Source organism: Asanoa ishikariensis (assembly GCF_900107455.1).
In the GTDB taxonomy this organism is placed as follows: domain Bacteria; phylum Actinomycetota; class Actinomycetes; order Mycobacteriales; family Micromonosporaceae; genus Asanoa; species Asanoa ishikariensis.
Genome location: NZ_FNQB01000003.1, coordinates 552,031 through 566,894, shown reverse-complemented (window position 1 = coordinate 566,894; position 14,864 = coordinate 552,031). Strand labels below are relative to the sequence as shown.

The 14,864-nt window shown below is 72.5% G+C and carries 9 protein-coding genes; 2 read left to right on the top strand and 7 right to left on the bottom strand.

Annotated elements, in window-relative coordinates; all coding sequences use genetic code 11:
• Nucleotides 1-10: 10 nt before the first annotated feature.
• Both BLV39_RS26670 and BLV39_RS26665 read right to left on the bottom strand, forming a co-directional pair.
• Nucleotides 11-5,383 (bottom strand): type I polyketide synthase, encoded by a 5,373-nt coding sequence (locus BLV39_RS26670; protein ID WP_090798779.1) that lies wholly within the window; start codon nt 5,381-5,383, stop codon nt 11-13.
• The gene (locus BLV39_RS26665; RefSeq protein WP_090798777.1) at nt 5,380-7,074 is read right to left on the bottom strand and encodes a condensation domain-containing protein; all 1,695 of its coding nucleotides are present in this window, start codon (nt 7,072-7,074) and stop codon (nt 5,380-5,382) included. The genes BLV39_RS26670 and BLV39_RS26665 overlap by 4 nt, the downstream gene beginning before the upstream one ends.
• Nucleotides 7,075-7,213: 139 nt before the next feature.
• On the opposite strand from BLV39_RS26665, the gene BLV39_RS26660 reads away from it, so the two are divergent.
• Both BLV39_RS26660 and BLV39_RS26655 read left to right on the top strand, forming a co-directional pair.
• A complete protein-coding gene (locus BLV39_RS26660) occupies nt 7,214-7,831 on the top strand; it encodes a GNAT family N-acetyltransferase (protein ID WP_090798775.1) in 618 nt (205 codons plus the stop codon).
• Nucleotides 7,832-7,882: 51 nt separating this feature from the next.
• On the top strand, nt 7,883-9,322 hold the full coding sequence (locus BLV39_RS26655) for an amino acid adenylation domain-containing protein (RefSeq protein ID WP_176985087.1): 1,440 nt from the start codon (nt 7,883-7,885) through the stop codon (nt 9,320-9,322).
• A 113-nt stretch (nt 9,323-9,435) separates the two neighbouring features.
• On the opposite strand, the gene BLV39_RS26650 is transcribed toward BLV39_RS26655, so the two are convergent.
• The 5 genes from BLV39_RS26650 to BLV39_RS26630 all read right to left on the bottom strand — a co-directional run bounded on the left by BLV39_RS26650 (nt 9,436) and on the right by BLV39_RS26630 (nt 14,811).
• Nucleotides 9,436-10,854 carry an MFS transporter gene (locus BLV39_RS26650; RefSeq protein WP_204082618.1) on the bottom strand — a complete coding sequence of 473 codons (1,419 nt, stop codon included), beginning with the start codon at nt 10,852-10,854 and terminating at the stop codon, nt 9,436-9,438.
• Between the two features lie 112 nt (nt 10,855-10,966).
• On the bottom strand, nt 10,967-12,148 hold the full coding sequence (locus BLV39_RS26645; RefSeq protein ID WP_090798771.1) for a cytochrome P450: 1,182 nt from the start codon (nt 12,146-12,148) through the stop codon (nt 10,967-10,969).
• Entirely contained in the window at nt 12,148-13,335 is a 1,188-nt protein-coding gene (locus BLV39_RS26640) for a cytochrome P450 (protein ID WP_090798769.1), read from the bottom strand. The genes BLV39_RS26645 and BLV39_RS26640 overlap by 1 nt, the downstream gene beginning before the upstream one ends.
• Before the next feature lie 20 nt (nt 13,336-13,355).
• Entirely contained in the window at nt 13,356-14,579 is a 1,224-nt protein-coding gene (locus tag BLV39_RS26635) for a cytochrome P450 (RefSeq protein WP_090798767.1), read from the bottom strand.
• A 19-nt stretch (nt 14,580-14,598) separates the two neighbouring features.
• Complete coding sequence (locus tag BLV39_RS26630) at nt 14,599-14,811, bottom strand: MbtH family protein (RefSeq protein ID WP_090798765.1); 213 nt, start codon at nt 14,809-14,811, stop codon at nt 14,599-14,601.
• Nucleotides 14,812-14,864 lie beyond the last annotated feature (53 nt).

The following is a 14,864-nucleotide window of genomic DNA, read 5'->3' as shown; positions in this document are numbered from 1 at the left end:
GGGCCGGTCGTCAGCCCTCCGCCACCAGGCGGGTGATCTCGACGGACAGCGCGCGCACGGTCGGGCAGTCGAACAGCACGCCGATGCTCATCTGCACGCCGAACCGCTCCCGGACCCGGCGCATGAGCTGGACGGCGCTGAGCGAGTCGCCGCCGAGCTCGAAGAACTCGTCGTCGGGGCCGAGGGTGTCGACGCCGAGCGCCTCCCGCCACATCTCGGACAGCTCCGCCTCGACGGTGCCGGCCGGCTGGCCCGCGGTGGGCTCAGGTGCGGTGGCGAGCGGCACCGCCAGCACCGGCTCGGGACCGGCCGCGGTGACCAGGTCGACCGGCGCGGCCGCGCGGGCCGCGATCGGCACCGGCCGCCCGCCAACGTAGGGACGCACGAGCACCTGGTGCGGCGTGCGGGCGCCGAGCAGCAGGGTGAGCAGCCGGCCGCCCTCGTCGGGGTCGATCCCGTCGGCCAGCGGAGCCGGTGTGGTGTCGACGATTACGGGAGGGGCCTCCGGGGTGGCCACGGCCTCCGCCGGCTGGTCCAGGAACCGCGGATGCCGGCCGACCTTGCGCATCGTGTAGCCCTCGATCTCGGCCAGCAGCGTGCCGTCGGGCGCGACCACGGTGATGTCGGCGACCAGCACGCCCGGCTTGTCGGGGCGGCGCACGACGTGGCTGTACATCGCCTGCGGGAACGGACGGTGGAACACCGCGCGCCGGTACATGAAGGGCAAGTGGATGTCGTCGAGGTCGTCCCGGACGCTCGCGGAGGCGCCGTCGAGCAGCGCCGGGTGGGCCTGGCAGGTGTCCAGGTCGCCGACGTACGCGTCGGGCAGCACGAGCTGGACCATCCGGTCCCGCCGGTCGTCCGACCGCCACATCCGCACGATGCCCTGCCAGCGGCCGCCGAGCGCGAACAGCCGGCCCGGGCCGGGCTTCAGCGACGGTGGTTCGACCTCCGGCAGCCGCTCGAGGAACGGCTCCGGCGGCCGCACGTCGTCCTTGCGGGCGCAGCCCGCGATGCGCCCCTCGACGTGCCGGCTCCACTCGTCGTCGCCGGCGCCGACCGGACGGGACCGCACCTCGAACCGCCAACTGTCGCGGCTGGGCGCGAACCGCACGTGCACCTCGCGGGGCGTGTCCACCACCAGCGCGTTCTGGAAGACGGCGTCCTCGAGCATGATCGCGTCGTCGGGGCTGATCAGGTCGAGGCCGCGGAACGAGGTCATCACCAGGTCGAGGTGGCCGGTGCCGGGCAGCACCGGGCGACCGTCCAGGCGGTGCTCGTCGAGGATCCAGTCACGGTCGGCGTCGAACGTCAGCTCGACCTGCTTCGGGCCGAGCCAGGCCGGGTGGGCGTGGTCCGCGGCCATGCCGACCGTCGACCACGCCGGCCAGTTGACGCTCAGGCGACGGTGGCGGCCCGGTCCGGCCGCGGCGTACGCGTCCAGCACCGCGTTCGCGGCCGCGTAGTCGCCGCTGCCGGTCAGCCCGCGCAGCGCGGCGCGGCTCGAGAACGAGACGAAGAAGTCGAGCGGTGGACGGTCCTGGAGGGCCGTCTCCAGCACGAGCGTGCCGAGGACCTTCGGGTGCAGGACGGCGCGGGCGTCGCCCGGTGCGCGGAGCTGGAGCATGCCGTCCCCCGCGACGCCGGCCAGGTGCAGCACGCCGTTGACGGGGCCGAACTGCGCGGTCACGACATCGAGGACCCGGTTGACCTGGCGGGGGTCACCGATGTCGCAGGCCATCGTGCGTACCTGCGCGCCGAGCTCGGTCATCTCCTCGATCTCGTCGAGGATGTGCCGCAGCCGCGGGTCCCGCTCGGCGACCTGCTCGGCGTCGGCGGGCAACCCGGTGCGGCCGACCAGCACCAGCTTGGGCCGCCAACCCGTGCGGGCCAGCGCCTTGCCGGTGGCCAGGCCGAGCCCGCCGAGCCCGCCGGTGATCAGGTAGACGCCGCCCGGTCGTGGTTCGGCGGCCGGCGCGGCCAGGTCGAGCGGTTGCTCGTCGGGGACCCACCGCCGATGGCCGCGCAGCGCGACCAGCTCCTGGCCGTCGGCCGTGGCCAGCTCGGCGACCAGCGCCTCCTCGGCGGTGTTCGGTCCGATGTCGATGATCTTGCAGACCACGCCGGGTGCCTCGCGGGCCAGCGTGCGGGTGAGCCCGACCAGGGTCGCCTTCACGGGGTCGAGCGCTTCGACGCCCGAGACGTCGGCCAGCCGGCTGGCCAGCACCACCACGCGCGGGAAGCGGCCGTTCACCGCGCGCCGGGTGCCGTGCTGCACGAGCGCGAGCAGGCTGACGAACGACAGGTCGAGCTGCTCGTCGACCGTGCGGCTGGTCGGGTAGTCCCAGGTCGGCACGCCCCAGGCGTGGATGAGCACCTCCGGTGACCGGCCGTCGGCGGCCAGGTGGGCGAACACCTGCTCGACGTCGGCGGCCACGCCGGGCCGCACGCGGAACTCGTCGCCGGAGACCGAGAACCGGTCACCGGGCCGGACGCGGACCACGCGAGTGCCGCTTTGCAGCAGCGGCCCGAGCACGGTCATGCCCATCGCCCGGTCCGCGGGCAGGAACGCGAGCGTGAGGGCACCGGGCTCCGCGCGGTCGGCCGCCACCGCGGGCGCCTCGATCCACGTGACGGTCGAGAAGGGGGTCGCCGGTGCGAGCTGTTCGGGTTGGGCGGCGGGCGGTTCGACCTCGACCGCGGGCTCCGCCGCCTCGTCGGCCCGGCGCGGTGCGGCGGGTCCGGTGGTCGGCGTGACCCAGTGGAGCTTGCGCTGGTACGGGTAGCCCGGCACCACGACACGCTGCCACTCGTGCTCGGCGTCGACGCCGGCCCAGTCGACCTCGTGACCCGCGACCCAGAGCCGGCCGACGCCGTCGAGCACGCGCTCGAGCTCGCCGGGGCCGTCGTCGCGCCCGGCGTCCAGCGTCGGCAGCACCGCGCTGCGCTTGTCCCGCACGCCGGCGTGCCGGCGCGCGAGGCCGGTCAGGACGTGCCCCGGCCCGACCTCCACCAGGGTCCACGGGTCGGCCAGCAGGGTGTCCAGGGCCCGGTCGAAGTGCACGGGCCGGGCCACCTGGTCGGCCCAGAAGGCCGGGTCGGTGGCCTGCTCGTCGGTGACGGTCGCGCCGGTGGCGGCGGACACGATCGGGATCTGCGGCGGGTGCAGCGCGATGCTCCGCATGGAGTCGCCGAACGCGCGCGCGGCGTCGGCCATCATCGGGCTGTGGAACGCGTGTGAGGTGGCCAGCCGGCGCGCGGCGATGCCCCGCGCGGCCAGGTCGCGCTCGAAGGCGGCGACGTCGTCCACGGCACCGGCGACGACGGCCTGGTTGGGGGCGTTGCGGACGCTCACCACCAGCGAGTCGGGCAGCATCGCGGCGACCTCGGCGGCCGGCACGGGCACCGACAGCATGGCGCCGTGCGGTGCGTCGCCCATCGCATTGGCCCGGGCCGCGACGAGCCGGATCGCGTCGTCGAAGGAGAAGACCTCGGCGACCGCGGCCGCCGTGAGCTCACCGATGCTGTGCCCGAGGAGCGCGGCCGGCCGCAGACCCCAGTGCCGCAGCGTCGCCGCCAGGGCGTACTCGACGGCGAAGAGCATCGGCTGGGCCAGCCGCGTGTCGGTCAGCGCGTCCGGCTCGGCGGACTGCCACGGCTCGTGGAGCTCCAGGCCGTGCGCGCGAAAACCGTCCAGGCAGCGGTCCATGACGCCGGCGAAGACCGGCAACTGCCGGTAGAGGTCCGTCGCCATCCTGCTGTGCTGCGCGCCCTGGCCCGGGAAGAGGAACGCCAGCGGGCGCTCGGCCGGCGGGGCGTCCTCGCTCGTGGCGAACGCGCCGGACTCGAGTGCGGCCGCGGCGCCGGCGGCATCGCGACCGACGGCCGCCGCGCGGACCTTGTGCGCCGTGCGCCCGCGCGCCAGGGTGCTGGCCGCGTCCTGGAAGGCGGCCGCGCCGTCACCCCGGAAGAAGTCGACCAGCCGGCCCCGGCCCGCGTCCACCGCGTCCCGGGTGCGGCCCGACCAGACCACGATGCGCGGCCGCTCGTACGCCGCCGGCACCGCCCGCGGGGGCGCCTCCTCGAGGATCGTGTGCGCGTTGGTGCCGCCGATGCCGAGCGAGCTGAGGCCGGCCCGACGCGGCGTGCCCGGCACGCGCGGCCACGGCCGGAGCGTGTCGTTGACGAACAGGGGCGTCCGCTCCAGCTCCAGCTTCGGGTTGGGCTCGGTGAAGTTGACGGTCGGCGGGATCTCCTCGTTCTCCAGGGCGAGCGCGACCTTGACGAGCTGCGAGACGCCGGCCGCCCAGACCAGGTGGCCGATGTTGGACTTCACGGAGCCGATGCCGATCGAGTCGCGGGGCAGGTCGCCGCCACCCAGCCGGCGGTACGCCTCGGACAGCGCGGCGATCTCGATCGGGTCGCCGAGCGCGGTGGCCGTGCCGTGTGCCTCCACATAGGAGATGTCGCTCGGCTGGACACCGGCCATGGCCATCGCTTCCATGATCACGGAGGACTGCCCGGTGATGCTGGGCGCGCTGAAGCTGACCTTGTCGGAGCCGTCGTTGTTGAGCGCGCTGCCGAGCACGACCGCCCGGATGTTGTCGTTGTCGCGTTGCGCGTCGGACAGCCGCTTGAGCACCACGGCCGCGCTGCCGCTGCCGAACATCGTGCCCGTGGCGTGGGCGTCGAACGGGCGGCAGTGCCCGTCGCGGGACCGGACCGCACCCGGAACCCACATGTGGCCCTGCCCGTAGGGAGCCTCGACGTTGGCGCCGCCGACGACGGCCGCGTCGCACTCGCCGTAGCGCAGCGACTGGCAGGCGACGTGCAACGAGACCAGCGAGCTGGAGCACGCGGTGACGATCGTCATCGCCGGACCGCGCAGGTTGAGCTTGTACGCGGCCAGCGTCGCCGAGTAGTCGGTGTTGTTCAACGTGGACATCTGGAAGATGTCGGCGGCCTTGTACTTCAGGCTCTGCCGCAGGTAGATGTCCTGGTAGTCGCAGGGACCCGACGCGGAGAACACCCCGAAGCCGTCGCCGACCTTGGTGACGTCGTAGCCGGAGTTCTCGATGGCGGCGTGTGCCACCTCCAGGAACAGCCGCAGCGCCGGGTCGCAGATGTCGGCCTCGCGCGCCGTCATGCCGAACAGCCCCGAGTCGAAGGACTTGACGTCGGGGACCAGCGGCACGGCCTTGACATAGTCCGGGTTGGCGAGGTCGTGCGGCGAGACACCGTTCTCCAGCAGTTCCTCGTCTTCGAGGAAGGAGATGGTCTCGCGCCCGTCGCGCAGGTTCGACCAGAACTCGCCGACGTCCCGGGCACCCGGAAGGCGAGCACCCATACCGATGATCGCGATCGGTTCGACGTGGTCGTTCATGGTCTGATCTCCTTCGCTGCCGGTGGCGCGGTGGTGCTGGCGGGCACGTGGTCGAACACGGCCAGCCCGGGGTCGGCGTGCGCCGCCGCGAGCAGCGCGCCGACCTCGTCGATCAGCAGCCGCATCCGCGCCTCGTCGTAGCGGTCGGCGTCGAACTCGAGCTCGAGGTTGAGGTGGCCGTCGAGCTCCTTGCCCGTGAGGATGAAGTCGAGCTTGCTCGGCATCACCGGCGCGTCCATCGGCTCGTCGTCGATGTCGCCGAGCCCGGTGTCGCCCTGCGCGTGCTCGACGACGTTGAGCACCACCTGGAACAGGGGAGTGCGACCCTGGACGCGCGGCGGCCGGACCTGGCGGACGATGAGGTCCAGCGGCACGTCGGCGTGGGCGTAGCCGCCCAGGGCGCTCTCCCGCGCCCGCGTGAGCACCTCGGCGAAGGTCGGCTCGCCGGCCAGGTTCACCCGGATCGGCAGCGTGTTGAAGAACAGCCCGATCAGGTTCTGGGTGCCCACGTCCGTGCGACCCGTGATGGGCACGCCGAGCACGACGTCGCGCTGCCCGGCCCAGCGGCCCAGCACCGACGTGACCGCGGCCAGCAGCGCCATGAACACCGTCACGTCGTGCGCGCGGCACAGCTCGTGCAGCCGCGTCGTGTCCTCGATGGACAGTGCCGCCCGGATCCGGCCGCCGCCCAGCCCGGTCGGCGACGCGGTGGTCGGCAGCGTGAGCTCCGCCGGCGCTCCGGTCAGGTGCTCGCGCCAGTAGCCGAGCTGGCGCTCCGTGCCCTGGCCTTCGAGCCAGCCGCGCTGCCACACCGCGAAGTCGCGGTACTGGATCGGCAGGGCAGGCAGCCCGGCCCGCTCGGGATCGCCGCCGGCCCGGTACAGCGCGGAGAGCTCCCTGATGAACAGCGCGACGGAGCCGTTGTCGCAGACCGTGTGATGCGCGGTGATGCCGAGGACGTGGTCGGTCGGGGTCAGCCGGACCAGCAGGCACCGGAACAGGGGACCCTTGGCCAGGTCGACGGCGGCCATCGCGTCGTCGTCGAGCAGGCGCTCGGCCGCGGCCATGCGGTCGGGCGCGGTCGTCACGTCCCGCACCGGGAGACACCAGCCGTCGTCGGCATCGTCGACGATCTGCAGCGGATCGCCGTCCAGGTCCGGGAACCTGGTGCGCAGCGTCTCGTGCCGCGCGCGGATCGCCCGGATGCTGGCTTCGAGGACCGACACGTCGAGCGCGCCGAGCAGGCGGCGCCGGCCGTGCACGTTGTAGGCGCCGCCCGGCACGATCTGGTCGACGAGCCAGAGCCGGTGCTGGTCGAAAGAGAGCACCGGTTCGGCGTCGGCCGGCCGGCGCGTCACCACGGGTCGCTCGGCGGGCGCCTGCGCGGCCACCACCGCCGCGAGCGCCGCGACGGTCGGCGACTCGAAGAAGTCGATCGCGCGGACGCTGACGCCGTACGTCTCGCGGATCCGGGTGATCACCTTGATCGCGTGCATCGAGTTGCCGTCGAGGTCGAAGAAGTCGTCCAGCACACCGATGTCCGGGCGCTCCAGGATCTCGCGCCAGATGGTGACCATGGCCTCTTCGTGGGGCGTGCGCGGCGGGACGGGCGGGCTCGCTCGGCGGGCCAGCGCGCCGAGCCCGGCACCGTCCGGTTCGCTCGCGGTCTCGGCCCGGGCAGGGTGTGCCATACCGGAAGGCTAGGTAGCGGCAGGCAATAGGGACTGTCGCCGATACACAGGACAGCCACGCGGGGCGGGAGATCGACCCGGCACGGTACGATTTCCCTCGATCCGGAGGTCGCGCGGAGCGAAGGGACGGTGTCACGGCATGGCTCCCAGGGCCAGGTTGCTGGCGGACGCCACGCTCACCATCCGACCCGCCAACGAGGCGACGTGGGACGACCTCCAGAAGATCCTCAGTGCCACCGCACCGGCCAACTGCCAGTGCCAGCGCTACAAGATGCGACCCAAGGAGTGCCTCGTCTCGTTCCCGGCCGAGGAGCGCGCCGACCGGTTGCGGATCCAGACCGACCCGGGCGCCGACGACGCCGTGACGACGACGGGCCTGGTCGCCTACCTCGATGACGAGCCGGTCGGCTGGTGCGCGGTCGAGCCGCGGACGGCCTACATCAGCCTCGTGCGCGGCGGCCGGGTGGCCTGGACCGGTCGCGACGAGGACCGCCACGACCCGAGCGTCTGGGCGGTCATGTGCTTCGTCACGCGGGCGGGGTTCCGCCGCCGGGGGATCAGCCGGGCGCTGGCCCGCGCCGCCGTCGACTTCGCACGTGACAACGGCGCCAGCGCGATCGAGGGATACCCGCTGACGACTAGGAACGCCGTCGCCGACGAGCTGCATGTCGGCACCGAAGGCACGTTCGCCGCCGCCGGCTTCACCGAGGTCTCCCGGCCGTCGGTGCGCCGCGCGGTCATGCGCGTCGACTTCTGACCCACGATCCAGGGACGCCTCCGCCGCCCGCGGATCGGCGACGATCGGCGCGTGTATCGCTCCCTCACACAGTGGTTCTTCGCGAGCTGTGCCCGAGCGCCGGAGCGCACGGCGGTGGTGTGCGGCACCGAGAGCCTGACCTATGCCGACCTGGCCGCGCAGGCCCGTGCCCTGGCGGCGGAGCTACGGCGGCGCGGCGTCGCGCGCGGCGACCTGGTCGGCGTGCGGGTGACCCGGTCGATCGACGTGCCCGTGGCGATCATGGGCACCCTGCTCAGCGGTGCGGCCTATGTGCCGCTCGATCCCGCGTACCCGGCCGAGCGCTTGGATTTCATGACCGCGGAGGCCGGCATCCGGCACGTGGTGGGGCAGGACCTGCCGGCCCGCGGCCACCCGCCGGCCCCCGACGTGGACCTGCCGGAGCTGGCTCGCGACGATCGTGCGTACGTCATCTACACCTCGGGCTCCACCGGCCGGCCGAAGGGCTGTCTCATCACCCACGGCAACGTGCTGAGCCTGCTGGAGGCCGCGCTGCCCCTCTTCGACGTCGGTCCGGACGACCGGTGGACCCAGTTCCACTCGATCAACTTCGACGTGTCGGTGTGGGAGATGTGGGGGCCGCTGGTCACCGGCGGCACCCTGGTCATCGTCGACCCGGACGCGGCGTACGACCCGGAGGCGTTGCTGGACCTGCTGCTCACCCGGCAGGTCACCGTCTTCCTCCAGGTCCCCGCGGTGTTCCGGTTGCTGTTCGAGGCCCATGTCGAGGCGGGGCGGCCGCCGCACGCGCTGCGCTACGTCATCTTCGCGGGCGAGGCCGTCGACCTGGCCACGGCTGCGGCCTTCTCCGCCGGCGAGGTTCGATTGATCAACATGTACGGGCCGACCGAGACGACCGTGTACGCCACCTTCAAGCACCTGGACGACGAGGCGTTGCGCGGCACGACGAACCGGTCACCGATCGGTCGCGCGCTGCCCCACCTGTCGATCAGCCTGCGCGACGGGGACGGCGTGCCGGTCCCGGACGGCGACGTCGGCGAGATGTGGATCGCGGGTGCGGGAGTCAGCGGCGGCTACCTGGGCCGACCCGAGCTGACCGCCGAACGGTTCGTCACGCGCGAGGGCGTGCGGCACTACCGGACGGGCGACCTGGCCCGCCGGCTGGCCGACGGTGAGCTGGAGTTCCTCGGCCGGATCGACCGCCAGGTCAAGCTGCGCGGGTTCCGGATCGAGCTCGCCGAGATCGAGACCGTGCTGCGCGGCTGCGCCTTGGTGCGCGACGCCGTCGTCGAGGTCGCCCGGGGTTCGGAGCTCGGTGACTACCTCGTCGCGTACGTCGTGCCGGCCGACGACTTCGCCCCCGGCCCGGTCCGCGCGGAGTGCGAGCGGCGGCTGCCACCGCACATGCTGCCCGCGACGTACGTGGTGGTGCCGGCGATCCCGTTGACCCCGTCCGGGAAGGTCGACCGCGCCGCGCTGGCGGTCAGCTGACGGCACTGGTCGTGCGTTTGCTCTGCACCCATATCCGCAACACCCGCGTTGACCTGCGGTGCGTATTTGGGTGCAGAGCAAAGCCACACCGATCGCGCTCGTCGTGCCGGCAGTTACCGGGCGCTGGTCGCGCTGTCGGTCACCGGGCGCTCGTCGCCGATCGGCTCCTCGACGCCGTCGCCCGACGTCGGCTCTTCGTCCACGGCCGGGGCCGCGCGGTCCGGGAGCTCCTCCTCGAGCCGGCGCAGGCGGCCGAACAGCGAGCCGACCGCCACCGTGACCACGACCAGCAGGCCGACGAGCAGCATCAGCAGCGCGATGCCGCGGCCCGGGCCGTCGCCGATCAGGGTCGTCAGGCTCTCGGAGCGGACCTCGTCGCGGCCGACCAGTGGTTCGAAGACTTGGTCGACGGCGACGCCGGCCAGGACGTTCGCGATGAGCTGGGGGATGAGGCCGACCATCGTCAGCAACGCCATCACGCGGCCCATCAGGCGCATGTCCACCTTGGTCTGCCAGATGGGCTGGTGCGTCGTGTTGATGAGTACGAGGGCGCCCATCGCGACGAACGCGGCGCAGGCCACCAGCGGGATGCTGGGCCGCAGCGAGCCGACGATGGTCGCGATGCCGAACAGCAGGGCGAAGGCGAACACCGCCCGCACGCGCCGGCTCGGTCCGCCGGTCACACTGACCACGACGCCCGCGATGATCATGCCGAGGCCGCCGATCGACAGCACCACGCCCAGCCCCTCCGACGAGGTGAAGGAGAGCACGAGCGGGCTGATGAGCAACTCGACGAAGCCGGCGCTGAAGTTCAGCGAGGCGAGGAAGAACAGCAGGGTCAGCAGCCCACGGCGCTCGGCCACGTAGCGCCACGCCTCACCGAACTCGCGCAGCAGGGTCGCGGGTGTGCCGGCGGTGGTCGCCCCGGAGCGCACGCGGGGCACGCGCACGAGATAGAGCGTGGCGATGGCGGCGGTGTACGAGATGACGTCGATGACGATGATGCCGGTCAGGTCGATCGACACGAGCAGGAAGCCGGCCGTGACCGGTGCCAGCACCTGGCTCACGGCGATCGCGACCATGCGCAGGCCGTTGGCCTGGCCGAGCTGTTCCTTCGGCACCAACTGCGGCGTCAACGCTCCCAGCGCGGGGATCTGCAACGAGGTGAGCAGCGAGGTGACGATGACGATGACGTAGACCTGCCAGACCCGGAAGCTGTCGGTGGCGACGAGCGGGGCCAGCGTCAACGTGACGAGCATGCTGCCGATGCTGCTGATCATCAGGGTGCGTCGGGTGCCCCAGCGGTCGACGAGGGACCCCGCGAACGGGGAGGCCAGCGTCGCCGGGAGCAGGCCGAGGGCCAGGATGATGCCGAGCGTCGTCGCGGAGTCCGTGAGCTGGTAGACGTAGACGCCGAGGGCGAAGCTCGTGAGGTTCGAGCCGATCATCGAGGCGAACTGCCCGACCCAGATCGTCAGGTACGAGCGGAACCCGTTCGCCGGCGCTGCCGACTCCTGCACCACGTCGGTCATCGCGTCGACTCCTTCATCGGATGTCCATTGTGGTCGCCGGCGGGCCGGCGCCCCTGTTCGCAAGCTATCAACGTGGCCACGCCACCGCTGTCACGTGAAACGACGACAAGAGTCAGCCCCGCCAGCGCACCGTGGTCGGCAGTCGAAGGAAGCCGTGCTGGTGCGGTGAGTGGCAGCGCCGGCTCCTGGCCAGGTCGACGTCGTACTCGCTGACCAGTGCGCCGAGCTCCGTGAGCGCGACCCGCATCTCCAGCCGGGCCAGCGCGGCGCCGAGACAGTGGTGAGGGCCGAGCCCGAAGCTGAGCAGCCGGCCGGTGTCCCGGTCGAGGTCGAACCGGTCCGGGTCGGGGAACACCCGATGGTCCCGGTTGGCCGAGGCCTGGAGGATCGCGATGCGGGCGCCGGCCGGCACCCGGGTGCCGTGGATGACCGTGTCGGTCGTGAGCATGCGGGCCACCATCTGGCTGGCCGAGTCGTACCGCAGGGTCTCGGTCGCCCATTCCTCGGCACGGCCGTTGAGCCCGGCCCGCTGGACGTCGCGCTGGAGGTGGCCCTCGTGCCAGGCGTTGCCGATCGTCTTGCCCGTCGACTCGTTGCCGCCGCCGAGCATGATGAACAGGAACCCGACGACCTGCCGGTCCGTGAGCTTGGCACCGTCGATCCGTGCCTGCGTCAGCCGTGAGGTCAGGTCGTCACCGGGGCGGCGCCGCAGCACCGTGACGAGGTCGAGGAGGAACGCGGCGAGCCGGAGCACGGCGGCCACGGAGACCGGGCCGCGGCCGTCGGAGCCGTCGTCACGCAGGACGAGGTCGTCGACGTCGCCGCGCACCCGGCGCCAGTCCGCGGCGGGGATGCCGAGGATCTCGCAGAGCACGTCGTTGGGCAGGTCGGCGGCGAAGTCGTCGGCGAAGTCGAACGTGTCCCGCTCCCGCAACGGGGCCAGGCGCGCCAGGGTCAGCTCGCGGATCCGCGGTTCGAGCGCGGCGACCTTGCGCGGGGTGAACGCGGACGAGACGAGACTGCGGTACGCGGCGTGCTCGGGCGGATCCATCGCGAGGAAGAAGTTGGTGTTCTTCGCGTCCGGACCCCACAGCTCCGGCTCCAGCGAGATGCCGTTGCGGCTGGAGAAGCGGGCCGGGTCCTTGAGCGCCGCGGCCACGTCCGCGTGCCGGGACAGCGCCCAGAAGTCGCGCTCCTCGTTGCGGTAGAGCGGGGCGTGCTCGCGCATCCAGGCGTACACCGGATGCGGGTCCTCCTGGACGGCGAAGTCGAACGGGTCGTAGACGGGATCCATCAGGAGCCGGCCCGGCGGGTCACCGTGCACGGGAGGGCCGCGAAGCCCCGTTGGTGCGGCGAGTGGATCCGGCGGGTCCGCGCCTCGTCCACTTCGTAGTCGTCGACCAGGGCACCGAGCTCTTCGAGGGCGACCGTGATCTCCAGCCGGGCAAGCGGTGCGCCGAGGCAGAAGTGCGGCCCGTGGCCGAAGCTGAGCTCCTTGCTGGTGTCGCGGTCGAGGTCGAACACGTCGGGCTCGGCGAAGACCCGGGAATCCCGGTTGGCGGAGGCGGGCAGCAGGGCGATCCGCGCGCCGGCCGGCACGGAGGTGCCGTGGATGGCGGTGTCGGCGGTCAGCGTGCGGGCCATCATCTGGCTCGGGGAGTCGTAGCGCAGCGCCTCTCGGCCCCAGGCCGCGGCCTGACCGTCGAGCCCCGCCCGCCGCACGTCCGGCAGGCGCCAGCCGTGGTAGAGGGCGTTGCTGATCAGCTTGCCGGTCGACTCGTTCGTGGCGCTCACCATCAGGAAGAGGAAGGCGACGAGCTGCTGGTCGGTCAACGGCCGGTCGGCGACCCGGGCCTGGGTCATCGTGGACGTCAGGTCGTCACGCGGCCGCTTGCGCCGGTCGTTGACGAGCGACACGTAGTACCAGGCGAGCCGCATGCCCGCGTCCCGGGTCGCGTCCGACCGCACCGGCGCGCCGTCCTCGCACTCGTTGAGCAGGTCGTTGTCGGCGCGGATCCGGTCGCGGTCGGCGGCGGGAATGCCGACCAGCTCGCACATCACGTCGTTCGGCAGCGCGGCGGCGTAGTCGGCGGCCAGGTCCATGGGCGCGCCGTCGCGCAGGGGTGCGAGCCGGGCGCGGGCCAGCTCGCGGATCCTGGGCTCCATGGACGCGACCCAGCCCGGTTTGAACACCGAGCCCGTCAGCCGGCGCATCGCACCGTGGTCGGGCGGATCCATGGCGAGGAAGAAGCTGGTCTTGACGGCGTCCGGACCCCACAGGTCGGGTTCCAGCGAGATGCCGTTGCGGTTGGAGAACAGCGCCGGGTCGCGCAGCGCCCACAGCACGTCGGCGTGGCGGGACAGTGCCCAGAAGTCGAGCTCGTCGTTGCGATAGAGCGGCTGGTGCTCGCGCATCCACGCGTACGTCGGGTAGGGGTCCTCGTGGATCGCGTACGCGAACGGATCGTAAGCGGGTGGCATCGAAGCGCTCCTGTGTCGGCTCAGCCGGCCCGGCGCGCCGTGATCGGCACGTGCTTGTAACCGGAGATGAGGTTCGAGTGCAGCCGGGTGGGCGGTGCGGCGGGCCGGAAGTCGCGGAACCGGGACAGCAGCTCGTCGAAGAGGACGCGCAGCGTCGCGCGCGCGACGGTGTGGCCGACGCAGTAGTGCGGGCCGACCCCGAAGGCGACGTGCTTGTTGGGCCTGCGTCGCAGGTCGAGGCGCTCGGGGTCGGCGAAGACGGCCGCGTCCCGGTTGGCCGAGCCGAGCCAGCAGACCACGGCCTGCCCGGCGGCGATCCGGGTGCCGCGGATCTGCGTGTCGGTCGTGGCGTACCGCATGAAGTGGCTCGCGGGGGAGGACAGGCGCAGCACCTCCTCGACCGCCGTCGGTGTGACGCTCAGGTCGGCCGCCCAGCGCTCCAGCACGCCGTCGGCGATGTGCTCGGCCAGCAGGTAGGTCGGTGGATGTGCGGTGGTGACCGTGGCGCCCAGCAACACGCTGTAGCAGTTGGAGACGACCTCGCCCGGCGTCATCACCCGGCCGTCCACCTCGCTGGTGATGAGCACGCTGACCAGGTCGTCGCCGAGGTGCTCGCGCCGGTGCGCGCAGATGTCCTGGAGATAGGCGAACAGCTCGCGGTGTGCCCGGTTGAGGGTGGGCCGGGTGCCGCGCGGCGAGCGGTACTCCGGGTCCTCAGCGGCGATCGAGGTGGTGAGCAGGATGGCGAGCCGTGGCCAGTCGGCGCGGGGCAGGCCCATCGCCGCGCCGCCCACCGCCACCGGCAACGCCAGCATGGCCGCGCCGAAGTCGAAGACCTCGCCGTCCTCGAGCGGTGCGAGGATCTCGCGGACCAGCCCGGCGATCAGGTCGTGCTGCCGCTCGATCGCCCGGATGCCGAGGGCCTTCTGCAGGCGGGCTCGCATCGTCGTGTGCCTGGGCGGGTCCGTCGCGGCGATCTGGCTGCCACCGGCCGGGTCGTCCATGCCGAGCAGGTTCAGCAGCGTGCCGCGCTCCGAGGTGAAGACCTGCGCGTCACGCAGCACGTGGTCCACGTCGGCGTAGCGCACGACGGACCAGAACCCGTCGCGCTCGTCGACCTGGGTCCAGGCGAGGTCGTCGCGGTCGCGCAGCCGCGCCCATTGCGCGCGGAAGTCGAGGCCGCTGTAGAGCAGCGGGTCGGAAAGCCCGCGCCCGACGGGGCAGCGCCGCGTCTGTGCCTCCACTGCCGGTCGTCCGCCGGGTTCAGGAGGTGAGCGCGGTTTCCTGGCGGGCGCTGCGGGGCCGCAGATCCGTCCAGTGCTCCTCGATGTAGTCGAGGCACGCCGGCCGGGTGTCGGCACCGTGCACCACGCGCCAGCCGGCCGGCACGTCGATCTGCTCGGGCCAGAGCGAGTGCTGCTCCTCGTCGTTGACGAGCACCAGGAAGGTGCCGTCAGGATCGTCGAAAGGGTTCATGGCCCGACGCTACGGCGCCGGCGGTGCGGCCGGATGTCACGTGATTCCACGAC

What these genes read in the sequence shown, in the direction of transcription:
- BLV39_RS26650 (WP_204082618.1), bottom strand. Translation starts at nt 10,854, where the DNA reads ATGACCGACGTGGTGCAGGAGTCGGCAGCGCCGGCGAACGGGTTCCGC.
- BLV39_RS26640 (WP_090798769.1), bottom strand. Translation starts at nt 13,335, where the DNA reads ATGCCACCCGCTTACGATCCGTTCGCGTACGCGATCCACGAGGACCCC.
- BLV39_RS26645 (WP_090798771.1), bottom strand. Translation starts at nt 12,148, where the DNA reads ATGGATCCCGTCTACGACCCGTTCGACTTCGCCGTCCAGGAGGACCCG.
- BLV39_RS26660 (WP_090798775.1), top strand. Translation starts at nt 7,214, where the DNA reads ATGGCTCCCAGGGCCAGGTTGCTGGCGGACGCCACGCTCACCATCCGA.
- BLV39_RS26670 (WP_090798779.1), bottom strand. Translation starts at nt 5,383, where the DNA reads ATGAACGACCACGTCGAACCGATCGCGATCATCGGTATGGGTGCTCGC.
- BLV39_RS26665 (WP_090798777.1), bottom strand. Translation starts at nt 7,074, where the DNA reads ATGGCACACCCTGCCCGGGCCGAGACCGCGAGCGAACCGGACGGTGCC.
- BLV39_RS26630 (WP_090798765.1), bottom strand. Translation starts at nt 14,811, where the DNA reads ATGAACCCTTTCGACGATCCTGACGGCACCTTCCTGGTGCTCGTCAAC.